Raw genomic sequence first — 18557 nt, 5'->3', positions numbered from 1 at the left:
GTGGTGTCGAATCGCCAACAGCAAACGAACGTACGCGAGGAAACTCGGGTCGTTTAATTCGAGGGGCAACGACCATCCAGTATGAGCATTTTCAACACCGATGCCATCGTCGGCATGGTTCACTTGTCCGCCCTACCCGGTTCGCCCGGTTACGACGGCAATTTCGACGCCATCCGAACTCGCGCGCTCACCGACGCTCACACGCTCGAATCCGGCGGCGTGGACGGCATTATGGTCGAAAATTTCGGCGATTCGCCGTTCTACCGCGACGACGTGCCGAAGCACGTCGTCGCGTCGATGACCCAAATCGTGACCGAACTTCGACAGGCGGTTGACTGCCCGCTCGGCGTGAACGTCCTCCGAAACGACGCCGAATCCGCCCTGTCGATTGCGACGGCTGGCGGTGCTGATTTCATCCGCGTGAACGTCCATACCGGCGCGCGACTGACCGATCAAGGGATCATCGAAGGGAACGCACACGAGACGCTACGGCTTCGGGACGAAATCGATTCGGACGTGGAAATCCTTGCCGACATCGACGTGAAACACTCCGCGCCGCTGGCGGAGCGACCGCTGACCGAACTCGTGGACGAAACTCTCGGACGCGGACGCGCGGACGGACTGGTCGTCAGCGGCGTCGGAACTGGACACCAAGTCGATACCGACCTACTCGAATCGGTCGTTTCGGCTCGGGACGAAATCGGTTCGGACGCTCCCGTACTCGTCGGCAGTGGCACCACGACGGCGAACGTGGCGGACCTGTTGGAAATCGCGGATGGCGCAATCGTCGGGACCGCGTTGAAAGAAGGAGAGAAGACGACGAACGAGGTAGACGAGTCGCGGGTTGCGGAGCTCGTTCGTCAACTGTGATTCCAGAAAATTCGACGCGCGGAAGGCGGAACGTCCCGGCCGTCGAAAACTGATTCGCCGTCGGACGAAACGTCGCCTTCGTTTCAGGTGTACCGTTCGGGGTTCTCCTCGAACTTGTCTTTGCATCCCATCCCCTCACAGAAGACGTAGGTTTCGCCTTCGTACTCGGTTTGGGCTGGCGGGTCGTCGGCATCAACGTCCATTCCGCAGACGGGACATTCGGCCATTGTGATTCACCACGCCGAATCACACGGTGCTCGCAAAAGGCCATTTCGGCCGGGAAAGGGTCGTTGGAGTGCGCGTTAGAAACTTCCTTTCATCCGCCGGTCCACGACCCCGGACGTGTCGCGGCCCGTCACAACGCCCAGCCGTCGTCACGAATCAGGTGCAGTCGAATTCGGACGCGTTCTTCGGGGAGCCGACCAGACCGGTCGGCGGAAATGGACCGAGACACGCGTCCGCGTGCTGGTCGCACTTGCAACGTTCGAAAAAGGACGAGCGAATCGTCCGATTAGCCAACGCGCCGAATCTCACGGACGGCGAAGCGGTGTTCCGAATGACTGACGACGGAGTGAAACCGGAATACCGTCGCTCGAATCACGAATATAGCCGGTAAAAATACGATGCCGATGGCGAGTTTGTGGCCGCGTTGGGCGGCGAGAGGGTTCGCTTTCGACGGAAATTTCGTCCCTGACTCGACTATCGAGTCGTTAGCAGGAGTTCTGTTCTCTCTGTTTGTTTTTCCCACCGTCGTTGCTGCCGCCGGAGTTCCCGTTGCCCGCCTCCGCTTCGGCGACTTGCTCGTTCCGGTTGACCTGGTAGTTGAGCTGTTCCGCGATTGCGGTGCCGTCGTCCTCGGCGTACGCGACTGCGCTGTACTGCTCGTTGACGTTCAACTGCTCGACGTACTGCGCCTGCTCGATGTCGGCGAGGGCGGTTTGTTGATTGGACTGGCTGCCACCGTTGTCGTAGCTAACCGCCCACGAACCGTCACCCTTGGCGTCCTGACCGTTCAACACTCCGTTACCCATCCACTTTCCGACGTCGATGTTAGCCGCGGTCGCCTCGGCGATTTGCGCGTTGAAGTTTGCCTGGTGACTAGACTGCGTCGCGTACGAATCGCTCCTGTTCAGAGCGACGGCGACGGCTGCGTTCTGCAGGTTGATGTTCTGCTGGCTGACGTTCTGGAACTGGCTGACGGTCGCGGACGAGCCTTGTGCGTTCGACTGCTGCCCGTCGTTGTCCATTCGTTTCACGTTCGAGTCCGAGAAGTCACCCTGCATTCGGGCGGATGCGGCCGCCTCTTCGACCGACTGCGGGTCGAAGTTGATGGCCGCAGCGTTCGCAACCTGCTCGTTGATGTTGAGCTGAATACTCACCTGCCACGCCTTGGCGATGCTGTCCTCGCCTACCGAGATGGCGACGGCGACGCCCTGTTCGTTGACGTTCAGCTGGTCGACATCTTGCCACTGTTCGACTGACGAGTTGGCGTCTTGATCGTGGTCGTGACCGTGTTTGTGTTGCTTTTTGTGCTTGTGTTTGTGCTGTTTCTTATGATTGTGTTTGTGCTTCTTCTTGTGGCCATGGTTGTGACCATCGGCGATGTTCAGCGCCAAGGCTGCGGCTTCCTGCGCGTTCTGGTTCCGCTGATAACTCCGCTGGAAGGAGCGGGCGTAACTGCCGCCTTCCGCTATCGCGACGGCCGTACTCTGGCTGTTGTAGTTGACCTGGTCGACTTCCTGCTCCTGGTCTATCTCGGCGTTGGCGGTCTGTTCGCTCTTGTACGTGTGGTCGCTGACCACCCATCCCGAGAATTCGCGCGAATCCGTATCGCCCGCGAAGATGATGTAAGCGTCTTTGACGCCCTTGAACGTGTGTTCTTTGTCTTCCTTTTTCGCGTTGATCGACTGTGCGTCACCGTCCTGCGTGTTCGCGTTGGTCTGATAGGCGCGCTGAATCGCGTCCGCTTGCCCACCGTCTATGGAGATTGCGACGGCGTTTTCCTGCTGATTGACGTTTAGCTGGTCGACGTCCTGATACTGGATGACTTCCGACGAGGAATCCTGCGAGCTCGACTTCGCGTCTCCGTTCTGATTTTCGAGCCACGATTCGAGGTCCTCTTCGGTGTCGACGCCGAACAGGAGGTAAACGTTCTGCCCGTCCGCGTCCGTCGTAGCGGCCGACGAGGCGGAAAGCACGGTTCCCGCTCCGAGTCCGGCGGCGGCGATGCCTTTCAAATATCCTCTTCGCTTAAGCTTGCTTTTCTGGTCGTTGTTTTTTGGCATGCGACGATATGATGGAAGACCGTCTCACACTTCGTTATGAGCTACTTGACCGGAATAATTACGCAGTAGAGACTACCTACAACGGCGCTAGGTGAAATCATTAGCGCGGTAATACATAGTTTGAAACAGTACGATATCGAACTTGTTAGCTTTCCGTTATATTATAATTGATAGAGGCGTGAAAATATACCGTTCGAACCGGAGAAACGAATGACGGTAGGTCGATGAACCCAGTGATTTCGGAGAAAATTGATGTCGATTGTGGCAAAATGCTACTCCTACACCGCCGTGAATAACGGGAAAAGTGAAGAAGGAACTGATTACGCACTACCAACACCAGATCGAGCCACGGTGCTACGGCCTGCGGAACACGTAGGTCACCCCGGCGCGCTCGATTCGAATCGCACCGGCGCTGTGGTCGAAGACAAGAGAATCGGCTCGCCCATCGAAATCGTGCAGTGGCATTCCCGCCGTAACGTGTCCGTCTCGGGTGATGGTGAATCGAGCAACCCCCATTCTAGCGATGAGTTTCGCCTCGTGTCTATCGACGTTCGGGGCGAATCGGTGAAGGTTGTCGGAGATTGCGTCCCAGTCGGAGGTGGGTACGCGCGTCGTCATGGGTGAACAGACGACATCGGAGGTAAAATCGGTATCGACGCTGAGGAAATCCAACTGACGACCGACTCACTGCTCTTGTGCGCATTCGACGCCGGAAAAACGAAAGCGCGCACCGCCGTCGGTTCCCTCCTCGATACCCATCGTCCACCCGTGCGAATCGGCGATTTCCTTGACGATACTCAGTCCGAGTCCGGTGCTGTCGGCGGTCGAATAGCCCGATTTAAGGACGTTCTGGTGCTGTGTTTCTGGAATTCCGGCACCGTCGTCTTCGATGTAAAACCCGTCCGTAGTGGTTCCGACCGAGATGACAACGTCGTTGCCGCCGTGTTCGACCGCGTTTCGAAAGAGGTTGGCGAACAGTTCGGTCAGGCGGTCGTAGTCCGCGACGATTCGAACGTCGGTGAAGCCGAGATAGAGCGTCGCTTCCTCGCTCTCGATGCCGTTCCAGATGTGTTCGGCGAAGTCGTGGAGATGGATAACTTCGCGGTTGAGTTCCTTCTGCCCCTCTCGGGCGAGTTCCAACAGGTCGGAAATGATGGCCTCGATGCGGTCTGCGGCGCGCTCGATTTCGTCGAAATGCTCCTTTTTGCCCGTCTTCCGAGCGACGTCGAGATAACCGTAGATGATGCTCAACGGACTGCGGAGGTCGTGTGAAACCTTGCTCGCGAACTCGTCCAAGCGTTCGTTTTCTCGTATGAGTTCTTCTTCGCGCTCCTTTCGGTCGGTTACGTCGCGGACGGCACAGACGTACTCGTTTTCCGCGACGGTCGAGATGGAAAAGGTCAGGGTGAGCGTACTGCCGTCGTGATGCTGCCCGGTGATTTCGCCCGTCCATTCCCCCTGTGAATCGACCGCCGGAACGATATCGGAGTGCAAACGCTCGACGGATTCGTCGGATATCGTCTCGGTCCACCCGAGGCCGATGAGGGTTTCTTGGTCGTAGCCGAACAGTTCCGCGTAGGCCTCGTTGACGTAGTTAAAATCGAAGGAGTTGGTGAGCAAGGCGATACCTTCGTTGGTCATCTCTATCGCTCGAAAGCCGCGACGAACCTCCCTTTCCGTTCGGCGGTGGGAAACTGCCTGCCGGATTTGCGAGATGAGGGAGAGAAATCTGGTGTCCGTCGTTCCCTTTTGCAGATAGTTGGTCGCGCCGCAGGACATGGCTCTGCTCGCCACGTCTTCGCTTCCGTTGCCGGTAAAGACGATGAACGGGAGGTTCGGCCACCGCTCTCTGACGGTGTCGAGCAGTTTCAATCCGGAACCCCATTCCAGGTCGTAGTCGCTGACGACGCAGTCGACGTCCGCACGATGCGCAGCGAGATAGTCGATAGCGTCTTCGTTGCTCGTAACGGGAACGACCGCCTCGATGTCGTTTTCGCGTTCGAGCGCTTCCCGGGATGCGTGCAGAACGTCATCGTCAGCGTCAACGTGGAGAACGCGAATCCCGATTGGTAGATTCCTTCTCGTCGATATATCCTCTACACCCGGCATGTAGTCATTGTTTCAAAAGCGGCCGTAAGATATATATTTACCTTATTCATTTCACGCGCCAAGATTGGAAATCAGGTTAAAACGACGAATCACGGTTCGGTTATCGTTCGCCAGCAACCCATTTGTGCGAAAACGCGGTTCCACACGCACAGTAGGCGTAGGCGTGAATCACGTCACCTTCGCCGTAGAGTCCGCCGACGTCCTCGTTCTGTTCTTCCGCGAACGCGAAGATGAACTCCACGTCGTGGTCGCCGTCGGGACAGTCGGCTTCGGAGAGGTCAGCCGCGATTTTCCCTTCGGTTCCCATCGCCTGTTTGGCGAACCCCATCGCCTCCATATCGGTCGCCTTCTGGAAGACGCTTCTGCCCGTGTCCCCCGAAACGACGAGGAGCGTCCCGCCGGGAACCGACTCGCCGTAGTCGGCAATCGACTCGTTCGAAACGAACGAATCCGCGAGAAAGAGCGCCACGTCGTCTGTGCGCTCGCCCGCCAAAAATTCTGCGCGTTCGTCCGTGCTCATTGGTCGTCCACCTGCTGAGCGATGTCGGCGAGACTCTCGTTCGGCGCTTCGGTCGCCTCGTAGACGGCGCGTTCGCCGGGGTGGCGAATGCCGTACTTGAATCCGTCCTCGACCACGTCAACGAGAACCGATCCGCCGAACTGGCGGTTGCTCTCGGCGAACCATTCGGTGAGTCGGTTCTCGCCCTCGCCCGGATTCCGGGCGATTCGCGGCGTGTCGTACAGGCCGCGAATCAGGCGACCGTCTCCGGTCAGGGGGCGCTCGATTCGTGCGCGATACTCGGATTCATCCGCGACGAACCGGACGATTTCGTCCGCCGGAAACGCGTCCGCTTCCTCAGCCGGAATTTCGATTCGTGGGCGGTTCGTCGCACCCGCTTGTGCCATCGTCGCCCGAACTGTTTCGGTCGTCTCGCTAGAAACCCGCTGGGTCATGGTGGTGAAAAGACAGTGTAGGTGTTTGAGTGCTCCGACGGATTACTCGTCGTCTTCTTCGTCGTCGCCCTCGCCGTACAGTTCGTCAACGGACTGGTCGCCGCGCTCCGAAATCGAGACGTTCAGCTGGGCGACCGACTCGCTGACTTCCTTGCCGCGAACGGAGATACGGCGTCGTTCGCCGTCTCGTTTCGGGTTGTAGCCAGTACCGCCTTCGAGAAGCACGTCCTTGAGATTCGGGCCGTTAACGTCGCCGCGCATCGGTCGGCCAGCGTTATCGGAACCGCCCGTGATTTCGACCGTGTAGCCGTCGAGGCCGACGGCGTCGCCGTCTACGTCCTCGCCGATGGATTTGCCGAGGAATCGGTTCGCGTCTTGTCCGTCAACTTCGCGCTGATGGGCCGCTCCGGAATCGGGGTCCGCAACGACGACCTGAAAGTTTGCCATACGGAAACGATGACGGTCGCTCCGTAAAAGGAATACGATTTTGGCTCCGTGCTCGTGCGACGTGCTGGTGGCCGAAACAGCGCTACGAACGGCAACGTTCGCCGAAACCCCTTTCGAGTGGGACGGCGTGTTCCTTGCGGGGAGCATGGCCGACGTCTACTACTTCGTCAGCGACCTTCACGTGGGGGGCGACGAGCAGTTACAAGAGTGCGAGTTCGAAACCGAGTTCGTCGAGTTCCTTCGAACGCTCGAATCGGCGGACGAGGACGCCGAACTAATAATCCTCGGTGACGCCTTCGGACTCTGGGAGTTCACCGAAACGAACGGGATAGAGAAGTTCGACGAACTCGTGGACCACCACCCGAAACTGTTCGAGCAGTTCCGCAAGACGGGTGAGAGCATCACCATCACGCTCATCCCGGGCAATCACGACGCCGAGCTTGCGGGCTATTCCGAATACATGGAGCGACTACGGGAGTTCAACGTCGAACTCGACCCGACCCTCTCGTTGGTCAGAACCGTCGCCGACCGAAAGATCTGGATAGAACACGGGATGCAGCAGGATTCGCACAACCGGATGCCCGAGTTCGGCAATCCGCGGGCGAACCCGCTCGGCTATTTCATCAATCGCCACATCACCAGCAAGGCCGGACAGCTTTCGGGTCGGGGGAGGTACAACTGGTTGAAAGACATCCAATCGCTGACGCCGCTCGAAGAGATACCGGACTGGATAGCGTCGAACTACTTTTACCGCGAAATGAGTCCCTTGCTCCGCTACGCCGCACTGCCGTTTCTGCTGTTGTTCAACGTGAGTCTCATTTATCTGGTCGTTCTCGTCGTCGGGGATAGTGGTTTGTTCGGGGCGAACGCGGCGACGAGGGCGACCGCGGAGATACTCCGGGAGTTGGGCTTAGTCGGCAGTATCATCGAGTTCGTCTTTCTCATCAACCTCGTGGTCGTCAGCCTTCTGTTCGTCATTTCGATTCCGCTTTACTTTTTCGTCCGTGACGTTCGGAAAACCCTGGAACGGTTCGACCTTGTCAGGTCGGATAAACCAACCGAACAACCAGACAAGCCCTACGTCGAAGCCGCACAGAACGTGTTCGAAGAATATCCCGACGTTGCGGCGTACATCTACGGCCACACCCATCGCGTCTCGCTCACGAACGTCGGCGAACGCGTCATCATCAACACCGGAACGTGGCTCAAGCGACTGCACCGAACCCCAACGTGGGTCGGGCTTCTCCCGCCGGTGTACTACCCCTCGTTTCGGCTGAACTACTTCCGAGTCGGCGAGGAGGACGGTAACGTACTCGTGGAGTACCACACCATCCAGAAGGACGCGCCGAACGAACTCACGCTGCTGCAACGACTGCTTTCGCGCAGACCGAAATCCGACCCGGAAATCCCTGACCGAACGGTTATCGAGGGGTCGGAAAAAACGGTGGTCGAATCGGCGTCGAAGGAGTAAAAGCCGACAGAGACTGGCTATCGCGCGCGGACGACCACGGTGTCGGCGGCGATATCACCGATTCGTTGCCGGTCGTCGTTGACGAGCATGACGACGAGCGCGAGGGCGTAGTGGAAAAGCGCGTCGATGATTCGAAGCACGTTTCGGACGACTGACGCGCCCATCGAACACGGGTCGCCGTTCTTCTTGACGACGATGATTCCGAGCAACCGTTTGCCGAGGGTCTGGCCGTACAGTCCTTCGAGGACGACGTGATAGCCGAGCAGAATGGCGAGAACCAAGAATATCGCGAGGGCGCTCGAACCCAGGAGACCGCCGACCACTCCGCCGACCAGCAAAGCGCAGACGAGCGCGATGATTTCGTCCAGTATCAGCGCGACGACGCGGCTGAGAATCACGTCTTCCTCCGTTCCCATCACTGGTTCTGGCATTGGCATCAGCGTCCGAGACGACCGGGATAAGTTTTCTGTTGTGTCGGATTCAACTACCTTTCGTTACTCGACCGGAAAGCAACCGAAAGGAGCGTCAGGAGAACCGGCTTTGCACGGTAGCCGACCGGCAAAACGACCGCGAGCGTCGCTGGCTACACAGCCGCCGGAAACGCCGGTTCGTCCATCGACATCCTGGTGGACTGAAAGGGCGAGCGTTCCCGGCGACCCCGACCCCGCAAGCACTGAAAAGTGCGACCGAAGGGCGTACTCGAAGCGCGCAGCGGGGGTCGTGAGAGTCGAGAACCGAGGGCTTTCTGCACGGTCGGTACGCTACCACCGAGTGAAGCGACAAAGGGGGAAAGAAACAACAGGTCAGGAAGTTCCGCCCTAGAAGGGATAGCGCCGCTGTTCGCGCTGAACAGAAATCCACTTCTCCTGCGTGAGTTCGTTCACGATGGCGTCGCCGTCGTACCGACCGATACCGGAGCCTTTCACGCCGCCGAACGGAACGTGGGGCTCCTCGTTGATGGGCTGGTCGTTGATGTGCACCATTCCAGCGTCGATTGCGTCGGCGAGGTCTTGCGCCCGTCCGAGGTCGCCTGCGTGAATCGAGGCGGCGAGGCCGTACTCGGTGTCGTTAGCGAGTTCGATAGCCTCCTCGTCGGAGGCAAACGGGATAACCGGCGCGGTCGGCCCGAACGTTTCGTTGCACGCGGCGGCCATGTCGTTCGTCGCGCCGGAGAGGACAGTCGGCGCGACGAACAGGCCTTCGTGGTGGCCGCCGGTTTCGAGGGTCGCGCCCTCTTCCACCGTCGATTCGATGTAGTCGAGAATCTGGTCGCGCTGGCCCTCGTCGATAATCGGGCCGATAACGTTGTCGCGGTCGGTCGGGTCGCCGATTGGCAGTTCCTCGGCGCGCTCGGTCAACTTCTCGACGTACTCGTCGTACACGTCCTCGTGAACGAGGTGACGGTTGATGGAGATACAGACCTGTCCTTGGTGGAGGAAGGAACCAAACACTGCGCTATCGATTGCCGCGTCGATATCGGCGTCCTCGGTGACGACGTGGGGGTTGTTTCCGCCGAGTTCCATCGCCGGGAGGGCGAGGTTTTCGGCGGCGAGGCTGGCGACTCGTTTGCCGACCTCAGTCGAACCGGTGAACGCCATCACGTCGAGTTCGGGGTGAGACGCCATTTCGTCGCCGATGTCCGACCCTTTCCCGGTGACGACGTTGAGCAGTCCGTCGGGGAGCCCGGCCTCCTCGAACAGTTTTGCGATAAGCAGGCCACCGGTGACGGGAGTGGGCGAAGCGGGCTTCAACACGACTGCGTTTCCGAGCGCCAACGCTGGGGCGACGGCGCGTATCGAGAGGTTGAACGGGAAGTTCCACGGCGAGATGACGCCGACGACGCCCATCGGGATGCGTTTGACCTGGTTTTCCTTGCCGGGAATCATCGAGCCTTTAAGGTCGCCGCCGACACGGAAGGGGAACTCCGCCGCCTGCTGGGTGATTCCGCGGGCGGTCTGCCACTCCGCGAACGCCTTCATGTTCGCGCTTCCGGATTCGGTTGCGAGCGCCCCGAGGATGTCGTTTCGGTGTTCGTCCAGCAAATCGACCGCCGATTCGATGACGTCGATTCGTTTCTGCGGCGGTTGGTCGGCCCACTCGTCCTGTGCCTCCGCAGCGACCTCGTAGGCGCGATTTACGTCCTCTTCTGTTCCCGCCGGAACCGTCGTAATCAGTTCCTGCGTCGCTGGGTTCGTCACTTCGATTTCGTCTCGGTCGCCACCCTCGACCCATTCGCCATCGATGTAGAGCGCATTCCAGTCTCCGTCTGCGGTGAAGTCTCTGTCCGACATTCATTTTCGACTCCGGTCTTGACACCGATAAAGAGTGGGAAAGCGGCGGGGTTGTAGCGATTACGTCGGTCGTGTCACATCGTTCGCTCGCGCACCAATTCGACTGCCTTCCCAACGCGTGTCGCACCGAAAGCGGACGTCAAAACCATCCGGCTGGAGCGAACCGACGAACGAAAAGGCCTCCAACGAATACTGTCCAGCAATGAATATTCAGTTTCTCGGCGGGGCGCGCGAAGTCGGGCGAAGCGCGATTCTCGTCAACGACTCCCTTTTGCTCGATTACGGGATGTTGACGGGGAACCCGCCGCAGTTTCCCGTCGGGAACGTGAACCCCGACGCCGTCGTCGTCTCGCACGGCCATTTAGACCACGTCGGGGTGCTTCCTTCCCTTCTTTCCGGCGACGACCGCCCGCCGATTCACTGGACGCCGCCGACCCGCGAGTTGGCCCACCTGCTCGCACGCGACACGCTGAAACTCCACGGCGGGAGCTACGACTGTCCGTTCACCGAGGCCGACCTGAAGCGACTCAGGCAGGTGTCGGTTCCGCACGGCTACCGCGAACCCTTCGAAACGGCGGGTCACGAAATCGCGTTCTTCGACGCGGGGCACATCCCCGGAAGCGCGCACGTCCTCGTGGACGACGGCGAGACGAGGCTGCTCTACACCGCGGATTTCCACACCGGCAATCAGCGACTGTTGTCGGGAACCACGGCGCGACCCGACGCGGACGTCGTCATCTGCGAAAGCACCTACTCCGACGTCGAACACGACCGGCGAAAGGAGGTCGAAGCGCGATTCGAGGAAAGCGTGAAAACGACGCTCTGGGAGGGCGGAAGCGTCGTCGTTCCGGCCTTCGCCATCGGACGGACACAGGAGATGCTACTGGTCTGCGAAGCCCACGACATCGACTGCTACGTCGATGGGATGGGCAAAGAAGTGACGCGGATGCTTCGACGAAATTCCGAGTTCGTCCGGGACGAGAAAGCCCTCAAACGCGCCATTTCGAACGCGCGATTCGTGACGGGCAAAAACGGTCAGCGAAAACGAATCGCCCGGAAAAACACGGTTATCGTGACGACCTCCGGGATGCTCTCGGGCGGCCCCGCGATGACCTACATTCCGGAAATCCGCGCTAATCCGACGAACAAAATCGCGATGACGGGCTATCAGGTCGAAGGGACACCCGGCAGGGAACTGCTGGATTCGGGCCGCGGCGAAATCGACGGACGAGTGATGCCCGTCAGCGCGCAGGTGGAGTCATACGACTTCTCGGCCCACGCAGACCGAGATGGCCTCCGCGACTTTCTGGAGTCGTATCGCGATTCGACGGTGCTCGTCAATCACGGCGACAGATGCGAGGCGTTCGCCGAGGAGCTGCGGGAGGACGGTTACGTGGCGAGCGCGCCGAAAGTTGGGGAAGGGTGGGTGAGTTCATGAAACGCTATCCGCCGATAGCGACCCCCGACGACGCGCCGAAATCGATGTTCGGCGGCGGTCACCTCTGGATTCAGGAGAAGGTGGACGGCGCGCACCTCCGATTTCAGTTACGAGAGTCGGGACTGCTACGGTTCGGCGACCGGAACCGCGTCCACGACGCCGACGCGGTTCCGACGCCCTACCAGCACGCCGTTCGGCACATCCGCGAGAATTTCGACCGGTCGGCGCTCCGCTCGGCGGTCGAAAACGTCGAATCGGTCGTCTTCTTCGGCGAAGCGATGCACCGACACATCATCGATTACGAATGGAGTCGAACGCCGTCGTTTTTGGGATTCGATATCTGGTCGGATAGCAGCGAACGATTTCTCTCGCCCGATCGGGTTGAGGCGATTTATCGACGTCTCGGTCTGAATCACGTGAACGCGTTCGAAAAGGAAGTTCGAGCGGTTGATTTCGACCCACACGACTACGAGATTCCGCGGTCGAACTGGTACGACGGCCCAGCGAAGGGCGTCGTCCTCCGGAACAAAACCGGCGACCGGGCCAAACTGCTCGATTCCGATTTCGACACCGATACCGGTTTTGCAGGGAGAAACGGCCCGAAAACGAGCAACAAATCACCGGAGGCGGTAGCCCGAGCGTACGCGACCGACCGTCGTTTCGAGCGAACCGCGAGTACCCTCGAAGCGAATCAGCAGGCGGTTACGGTGGACGCACTGTTCGAGCGAACGTTCGAAACGATCGTCCGTGAGGAACACGCACACCTGTTCGATGAAACGAACGATATCGACCTGCAGGCGTTTCGATCGGAACTGGCGTCGCTCGCCCAGCGATTCGTGTCGAACCGTCGGTGAAAACGGAGCGGAATCGGTTCCCGATTCCGCTTCGTCTTACCGTTCCGTCTCCGGCAGTCTGACGATATCCTCCGGATTTTGGTACGCGTAGATGACGATATCACCGTGATGACGTTGTTCTCGGAGCAGCTTTTCGCCTTCCTTTCTGTCCACGTCGGCCATGATTTCCAACGCGGTCAGGACGTCCGTTTGCGCGATTCCTCGTTCTCCCTCCGGAATCTCCTCGCCAGCCGCCTCTCGGCCGTCCAGCATCACTCGCACGTACTCGGCCAACTCGAGCGACCCGTCCAATCGTTCGTGCCACGAAAGCGGATAGACGCTGATTCCGTCTCCGATCCGATAGAAGACGTCGTCCGCAACCCACGTCATCGAATCGACGATGCGTCCCTCCAGCAGTTCCTCCGTTCGCTCTCGTTCGTAGCCGAGCGCGTCGGCGTATGCGTGGATAACCGGAAGCGGAACGCCCGTTTCGTCGCGAAGGTGGCGTTCGAGATACGTCACGAAATCCTCGATTCGGTAGTATCGGTCGTGTTTGGCGATGTCATCGACCAACTGTTCGTCAACGAGTGCCATACAGAACGGTTCGACCGCTGAAACGATAAGACTCTGCGGAACCGTTCTGAGAGGTTCCGCGTTAGTGCTACGCCGAGTCGTAACTGCTGTATCGGGAGGTCACGGCAACCCGAACGGTCTGAAAACAGTTATCGGAGCGGAACCGAAAGTTTCGGTCGAAATGATTGCGGACGCCCTCCATTCGCTTCGTTCGTCGCTCCGACGAATCGACCCGATTACGGTGAGCTATCTCGGAGTGCTGGGAATCCCGAGCTATTTCGTTGACTCGCTCGAACCGCTTCGCATATTTATGCTGTTCTGGCTGTTCGGCCTCTGGCCGTTGGTCAGTCTGTTGCTTCCGACCTCAGACGAGGAATCGGCGGTGGAGTTCGACGCCGATTGGCGCTGGCGGGGACGCTTTCTGGCGAGCAACCTTCTCGTGATGGTCAACCCGTTCATCCTCGCGCAGTCGATTGGACAACTCGTCGGCTACGTCCTCGTTCTTTCCACGTATCTAGGTCGGCCGCCGGCACCGGAACGATTCGACCAGCGAACCGACCTCACACTGCCCTTCTCCGGAACCTGGATGGTCGTCAACGGCGGCGTCAAGAAGGAGGATTCTCACTCGTGGGGCATCATTTCACAGCGATACGCCTACGACTTCGTCATTACGGAAGACGATGGACGCACCCACGAGGGGAGCGGTGCCACCGCGGAGGAGTACTTCTGTTACGGCGAACCGATGCTCGCTCCGGCGGACGGAACCGTCGTCGATACGAAAGACGGCCACCGAGATTCGCCGTATTTTCGCGGACTGTTAGATCCGCTGCAACGCGACTTGCGGGGGAACTACGCGACGATTCGCCACGCAGAAAACGAGTACAGCGTCCTCGCGCATTTACAGGCGGGGAGCGTCACGGTCGAGGAAGGAGAAAAAGTCGAACGAGGCGAGCAAATCGGTCGCTGTGGCCACTCCGGCAACTCGACGGAACCGCATCTGCATTTCCAACTCCAAGACCGGCCGAGTTTCTTCTTTTCGGCGGGACTGCCGATTACGTTCGACAACGTCGAAATCGAGGGCGAAAAAGGGCGAGAAGCCGACGGTGAGAGACGAGGAACTCGCACCTCGATCCGTGAGGGACAGCGCGTGACGGCGGCTGAATCGTCAGGAACCCGAATTTCAGAACGTCAAGTGTGACGAGGACGAGGGCATGCCCTCGTCCTCGTCGGTATCTTCTTCGATGCCGCCCTCGTGCAGGAACTCGCACGTTCTATCGGTTAGATAAATATTCCCAGCTTCGACCGTCACATCGACCGAAATCAGGGTCGAACCGTTCGCCTCTCCGTTGTCGCAGTGGCCGGAGCAGGCGTCGAACATCGACCCGTGTTTCGGACAGATGATTTCTCCGTCGCGCATCGCGGCCCCGAACCCGCGGTCGAGTCGTTGGTCGGTTTCGTGCTGGCAGAAGTTTCGCCACGCGGCGATACAGTCGCCGCCGTTGACTAGCACCACTTCCTCCTTCGACCCGTCGCGTTCGAGGACGGTGAACAGAAACGATTCGTTTTCGGGGAGCGCATCGACAGTCGTCAACTGCGCGGCATCGTCCGTGGCGACCATGCACAGTCGTCGTCTGCGTGATAGTTAAACTGTACTTCTCCGGACTGGGACGTTAGTCGTCCGCGGCTTTCGCGTGCGCAAAATCGTAGGAGATTCCGGTCATATCTTCCGAAACCGTCCAGAGGCGGTCGGCCATTCGTTCGTCGTACGACCGGTCGCTGGACGGTTGGACTTCGGGCAGTCCGCGCATGTTCATCAATCCGCCGGGACCGACGTACTCTCCGCCCACGACATCTTCGGCAGTTGCCGCGTAAAGCATGGGAAGCGCACCGCGTTCCGCGCTCTGGGCGATGACGGCGTTCGCGAGGTGAGCCATCCACAGTCGAAGCCGTGAGCCGTCCTGTTCCGGGCCGCGCCGCTGGAGGTTCGTACTCGCGTAACCCGGATGGCAGGCGAGGCTCAACACGTCGTCGATGCCCGCGTCGTCCAATCGCCGGTCGAGTTCGTAGGCGAACAGGACGTTCGCCAGTTTGCTCTGGGCGTACGCGTCCCATTTGTCGTACTCCCGCTCGCCGTGCAAATCCTCGAAATTAATATCCCCGCGCTCGTGGAGACCGCTGCTCTGGGTCACGACGCGCGTTTCTTCGGGGGTTTCGAGCAGTCGGTCGAACAGGAGGGCCGTCAGCGCGAAGTGGCCGAGATGGTTGACGCCGAACTGCAGTTCGAAACCGTCCTCGGTTTCCCGTCGGGGAATCGCCATCACGCCCGCGTTGTTACAGAGGACGTGCAGGCCGTCGTATCCGGCCTCGAAATCCTCGGCGAACGAGCGGATGGACTCCCGGTCTGCGAGGTCGAGTTCGCGAACGTCGAGAGTCGCGTCGGGGAGTTCCGTGAGAATCTTTCCTTTGACCGTCTTCGCGTGGTTCGTCCGTCGGCAGGCCATCACGACGGTTGCACCGTTTCGAGCGAGGGCGCGAGTTACCTCGTAACCGAGGCCGCTGTTCGCACCCGTGACGACCACGGTTTGTCCGGTCATGTCTGACATTTGTTCAGCAGTCCATCCGGTATCGGTCATGGAACTGGTGTACGGTCGCACGGTACAGAAAGCCACCGCCCGACGAAGCCGATATGAAATTGGGGGACGTTTTCGGTTCAGCTTACACACCCGCGCCCGTCGGTGCGTCGGGGAGTTCCACGGGTTCGACCGGAATACCGAGTTCTTCCAGCGCGGCTTCGAGGTGCTCCGCCTTGGCGTACTCCGACCCGTCCTCCTCGCGCAATCGCTGGGCAGTGGCGAGCACCTCGGCGCGTCTGTCGTCCGGAATGTCGAACTTATCAGTCGTTAGTTCGAGGGTCAGTCCGTTGTGGTCGCTGGTGTAGAGCGAATAGAAGATGCTCCGGTCGAAGACGTTGTATCGGTGGCCGTTCGCTTCGAGTCCTTCCTTGATCTCCTCCAAGCGTTCCGGTTCGAACCGGAACGCGAGGTGGTGAACCGCACCGATTCCGGTTCGCTGTGGCGCGGGGTTGGACCGTCGCCCTTCCTCGACGAAGAAGGTAATAACTCGTCCGTCGCCGGTGTCGAAGAACAAGTGCGTGACGTTCGGCGCGTCGAGGTTCGGCTGGCGGAGGATGAGCGGCATCCCGAGAATGTCGCGGTAGAACGCGACCGTATCCTCTTCGTTACTGCCGATGAGGGTGACGTGGTCGGTTCCGCTGAGGTGAAGCGCGCCTTCCGGTCGGTCTGCCGTAACGGGAATTTCCCCGTTCGAGTTCTCGTGGGACATGATTCGGTCGTATCCAGAGATTCGAACTGAACGGCAATATACTCTCGCGGACAGCGACGACACCACGTGACATCGATGCCAGTGGGAGGGAGAAACCTCGCCCGCCAGTGTTATGCTCTACCACTCCTCGCCTAACGACCGAATTTCCGGGTCGAGTTCCTCGAACGCCCGCCTGCGTCCGTCCCCATCTGCTCCCGATTTTTTCACGTAGGTCCGTTCCTCGCGGTCGAAGACGGCGGATTCGTCCAGTCCGCGCTCTTCCGCCAACTGTTTGAGCTTTTTCGTGTCGAAACTTCTCGCCGCGTCGGGGTCGATTCCGGCTCGTTCCAGTTCGGCGCGAATCACGTGTTCGTCCCGCTGATTCCGTCGTTGAGTGGTGTACCGCTTCACCGAACCGAAATCGGACGAGATTTGCCGGTCGTCCTGCAGAACGTCGAGAAGCACGTTACGAACCTCCTTTCGGGCGTCATCGGCCCCTCTGCCCACGTCGGATAGCAGGGTGTAGAGGTTCACCAGTCGGGAGGTGTCCAGCTCCACCAGCGAGTCCACGTCGTACCGACGGGCGAGGTCGAGCAGGACGAGCGCGTCCCGGGCGAATTCGAGGTCAAGCTGCGGGATTTCGTCGGGGTCGGGAGTATCGATTGGCTCATTTTCGGGAGATCTCGGTTTCGCGGACGAGATGTTTGGACTATTCGAGCCGTCGGTCGCCCCATCCTGCTGTCTGCGCTTTTCTCGGACGACAAAATCTTTGGCACCCTCGAAGACGAGGTTGTCCCACGAGTGGCGGTCGTCGTCCGTCGTGCTGATGTGCGCGGCAACTGATCGGATTGCGTTTTCGTAGTCACAGCCCGCTGCCGGGCACGTCGTCGGGTCGTACTCTTCGTCTCGCATGTGTCTGTTTGTGGCTTCTCGCGGTTCGTTGTTTGGCAGTGCGACCGTCGCCCCCGTCTCAACCGGAATTTTGGCGGCTTGGCATATAAAATTGCGCCAGTGACCGTGGGGTTCGGTGGTAGTTCGTGATCCAGAACCCGTCGCTAAGTAGTCCCAACTCGGTTAGTAGACGAGAGCGGCTCTGTTGAAACCCTCGGTAGCAGTTAGGAGTGATGTGCTGACGACAGGGCGCGCATCACTCACCGAGTTGATCGAGTTTCTCTTGATCGACTATATCCGCTAACTCGTGCAGTAAATAAACAGAGGTCCTCTGTGTCGGCCTGCTATCCATCTGAATCAAATAGTAGAACGCCCGAAAAATGCCGAAGCTGTGATTGTAACGGTCGTCAAGTAGATGGCTGTGAACTCTGACGGAACTAAATGGGAGATGAAATTCACACCAATTATGTGACTGATGGGGGAGAGTGACAAAGATAATCGAGCTAGCATAGCCGGGATGGATTTTTGAGAGGCTTATTGAAGGGAGGGTACTCTGGGACATACAGACACAACAGACAATAATTACGAGAAATTACTGATTTCACACATGAACGAGACACCATCTCTATTCAGCACGACTCCAGGCACCTATCGATAATTGATGATTTCAATAGAGTCACAAAATCACTAAATCACATCTGCCGCGAGGACGTCACGCCTCCAACGAAACCGCAACCGCACCGCGCGGGCCCACACGCCTCCCCAACCGACTGCGTGCTTCACTCACGCGCGTTCGTTCCAGCGTCCATCCTTTGTGCGGCCTCAAGGCGGTGTTTCAGGCGTAAAGTCTTCGGTTCCGCACCAGCGCGCGCCACGTCGCTTGATTACGCATCCTTGCGGCTGCGCCAGCGCGATTCGCGCGAGGGGAACAAGGCGACGCAGTCGCCTCGATAGCGAACGCCGAGCGCGGTCCCGTGCTGACGGGAAAGACTGCGGTTGCGGGGTGGTTATTTTGAAGTCGGCAACTGCTACCGACCCGGATGGAATCGGTGGAGACTGAAATGCTCGAAAATG

The 18557-nt window shown here is 59.2% G+C and carries 20 protein-coding genes; 6 read left to right on the top strand and 14 right to left on the bottom strand.

The annotated features are described in order from the left end of the window. Nucleotides 1–81: 81 nt before the first annotated feature. Nucleotides 82–870, top strand: coding sequence for a BtpA/SgcQ family protein (locus LIX15_RS13285; protein WP_227773658.1), 789 nt, complete (start codon nucleotides 82–84; stop codon nucleotides 868–870). Between the two features lie 83 nt (nucleotides 871–953). Here the strand turns inward: LIX15_RS13285 and LIX15_RS13280 are convergent, their stop codons facing one another. Beyond that, nucleotides 954–1097, bottom strand: a complete 144-nt coding sequence (locus LIX15_RS13280; RefSeq protein ID WP_227773657.1) for a YHS domain-containing protein — start codon at nucleotides 1095–1097, stop codon at nucleotides 954–956. A 26-nt stretch (nucleotides 1098–1123) separates the two neighbouring features. Between LIX15_RS13280 and LIX15_RS13275 the strand changes: the two genes are divergently transcribed. Further along, nucleotides 1124–1486 carry a hypothetical protein gene (locus tag LIX15_RS13275; RefSeq protein WP_368410626.1) on the top strand — a complete coding sequence of 121 codons (363 nt, stop codon included), beginning with the start codon at nucleotides 1124–1126 and terminating at the stop codon, nucleotides 1484–1486. A gap of 94 nt (nucleotides 1487–1580) precedes the next feature. On the opposite strand, the gene LIX15_RS13270 is transcribed toward LIX15_RS13275, so the two are convergent. The 6 genes from LIX15_RS13270 to LIX15_RS13245 all read right to left on the bottom strand — a co-directional run bounded on the left by LIX15_RS13270 (nucleotide 1581) and on the right by LIX15_RS13245 (nucleotide 6665). Further along, entirely contained in the window at nucleotides 1581–3155 is a 1575-nt protein-coding gene (locus LIX15_RS13270; protein ID WP_227773655.1) for a hypothetical protein, read from the bottom strand. Nucleotides 3156–3509: 354 nt separating this feature from the next. Continuing rightward, on the bottom strand, nucleotides 3510–3773 hold the full coding sequence (locus LIX15_RS13265) for a hypothetical protein (protein ID WP_227773654.1): 264 nt from the start codon (nucleotides 3771–3773) through the stop codon (nucleotides 3510–3512). A gap of 66 nt (nucleotides 3774–3839) precedes the next feature. Beyond that, the gene (locus tag LIX15_RS13260) at nucleotides 3840–5264 is read right to left on the bottom strand and encodes an ATP-binding response regulator (RefSeq protein ID WP_227773653.1); all 1425 of its coding nucleotides are present in this window, start codon (nucleotides 5262–5264) and stop codon (nucleotides 3840–3842) included. Nucleotides 5265–5364: 100 nt separating this feature from the next. Then, a complete protein-coding gene (locus LIX15_RS13255; RefSeq protein ID WP_227773652.1) occupies nucleotides 5365–5784 on the bottom strand; it encodes a DUF5807 family protein in 420 nt (139 codons plus the stop codon). Beyond that, nucleotides 5781–6218 (bottom strand): DUF7112 family protein, encoded by a 438-nt coding sequence (locus tag LIX15_RS13250; protein WP_227773651.1) that lies wholly within the window; start codon nucleotides 6216–6218, stop codon nucleotides 5781–5783. Before LIX15_RS13250 ends, LIX15_RS13255 begins: the two co-directional genes overlap by 4 nt. Nucleotides 6219–6260: 42 nt before the next feature. Next, the gene (locus tag LIX15_RS13245) at nucleotides 6261–6665 is read right to left on the bottom strand and encodes a 30S ribosomal protein S6e (protein ID WP_227773650.1); all 405 of its coding nucleotides are present in this window, start codon (nucleotides 6663–6665) and stop codon (nucleotides 6261–6263) included. Nucleotides 6666–6810: 145 nt separating this feature from the next. On the opposite strand from LIX15_RS13245, the gene LIX15_RS13240 reads away from it, so the two are divergent. After that, the gene (locus LIX15_RS13240; protein WP_227776888.1) at nucleotides 6811–8136 is read left to right on the top strand and encodes a metallophosphoesterase; all 1326 of its coding nucleotides are present in this window, start codon (nucleotides 6811–6813) and stop codon (nucleotides 8134–8136) included. 17 nt (nucleotides 8137–8153) lie between these two features. Here the strand turns inward: LIX15_RS13240 and LIX15_RS13235 are convergent, their stop codons facing one another. Both LIX15_RS13235 and LIX15_RS13230 read right to left on the bottom strand, forming a co-directional pair. Continuing rightward, the gene (locus tag LIX15_RS13235) at nucleotides 8154–8567 is read right to left on the bottom strand and encodes an RDD family protein (RefSeq protein ID WP_227773649.1); all 414 of its coding nucleotides are present in this window, start codon (nucleotides 8565–8567) and stop codon (nucleotides 8154–8156) included. 387 nt (nucleotides 8568–8954) lie between these two features. Further along, nucleotides 8955–10427, bottom strand: a complete 1473-nt coding sequence (locus LIX15_RS13230) for an aldehyde dehydrogenase family protein (RefSeq protein WP_227773648.1) — start codon at nucleotides 10425–10427, stop codon at nucleotides 8955–8957. A 202-nt stretch (nucleotides 10428–10629) separates the two neighbouring features. Between LIX15_RS13230 and LIX15_RS13225 the strand changes: the two genes are divergently transcribed. Next, on the top strand, nucleotides 10630–11865 hold the full coding sequence (locus LIX15_RS13225) for an MBL fold metallo-hydrolase (protein WP_227773647.1): 1236 nt from the start codon (nucleotides 10630–10632) through the stop codon (nucleotides 11863–11865). After that, nucleotides 11862–12719 carry an RNA ligase family protein gene (locus LIX15_RS13220; RefSeq protein ID WP_227773646.1) on the top strand — a complete coding sequence of 286 codons (858 nt, stop codon included), beginning with the start codon at nucleotides 11862–11864 and terminating at the stop codon, nucleotides 12717–12719. The genes LIX15_RS13225 and LIX15_RS13220 overlap by 4 nt, the downstream gene beginning before the upstream one ends. A gap of 36 nt (nucleotides 12720–12755) precedes the next feature. On the opposite strand, the gene LIX15_RS13215 is transcribed toward LIX15_RS13220, so the two are convergent. After that, complete coding sequence (locus LIX15_RS13215; RefSeq protein ID WP_227773645.1) at nucleotides 12756–13292, bottom strand: hypothetical protein; 537 nt, start codon at nucleotides 13290–13292, stop codon at nucleotides 12756–12758. 64 nt (nucleotides 13293–13356) lie between these two features. Between LIX15_RS13215 and LIX15_RS13210 the strand changes: the two genes are divergently transcribed. Further along, complete coding sequence (locus LIX15_RS13210; RefSeq protein ID WP_227773644.1) at nucleotides 13357–14469, top strand: M23 family metallopeptidase; 1113 nt, start codon at nucleotides 13357–13359, stop codon at nucleotides 14467–14469. Here the strand turns inward: LIX15_RS13210 and LIX15_RS13205 are convergent. The 4 genes from LIX15_RS13205 to LIX15_RS13190 all read right to left on the bottom strand — a co-directional run bounded on the left by LIX15_RS13205 (nucleotide 14452) and on the right by LIX15_RS13190 (nucleotide 17504). Continuing rightward, on the bottom strand, nucleotides 14452–14889 hold the full coding sequence (locus tag LIX15_RS13205; protein WP_227773643.1) for a Rieske (2Fe-2S) protein: 438 nt from the start codon (nucleotides 14887–14889) through the stop codon (nucleotides 14452–14454). The two genes, LIX15_RS13210 and LIX15_RS13205, sit on opposite strands and share 18 nt — an antisense overlap. A 52-nt stretch (nucleotides 14890–14941) precedes the next feature. Continuing rightward, the gene (locus LIX15_RS13200) at nucleotides 14942–15904 is read right to left on the bottom strand and encodes an oxidoreductase (RefSeq protein ID WP_227773642.1); all 963 of its coding nucleotides are present in this window, start codon (nucleotides 15902–15904) and stop codon (nucleotides 14942–14944) included. An 82-nt stretch (nucleotides 15905–15986) separates the two neighbouring features. Beyond that, entirely contained in the window at nucleotides 15987–16613 is a 627-nt protein-coding gene (locus LIX15_RS13195) for a VOC family protein (protein ID WP_227773641.1), read from the bottom strand. A 117-nt stretch (nucleotides 16614–16730) separates the two neighbouring features. Next, a complete protein-coding gene (locus LIX15_RS13190) occupies nucleotides 16731–17504 on the bottom strand; it encodes a DUF7983 family protein (protein ID WP_227773640.1) in 774 nt (257 codons plus the stop codon). Between the last annotated feature and the right edge of the window lie 1053 nt (nucleotides 17505–18557).

It is taken from the genome of Haladaptatus pallidirubidus (assembly GCF_020700235.1).
GTDB lineage: Archaea > Halobacteriota > Halobacteria > Halobacteriales > Haladaptataceae > Haladaptatus > Haladaptatus pallidirubidus.
The sequence above is the reverse complement of the archived record's forward strand: the minus strand, read 5'-3'. Positions and strand labels throughout refer to the sequence as shown.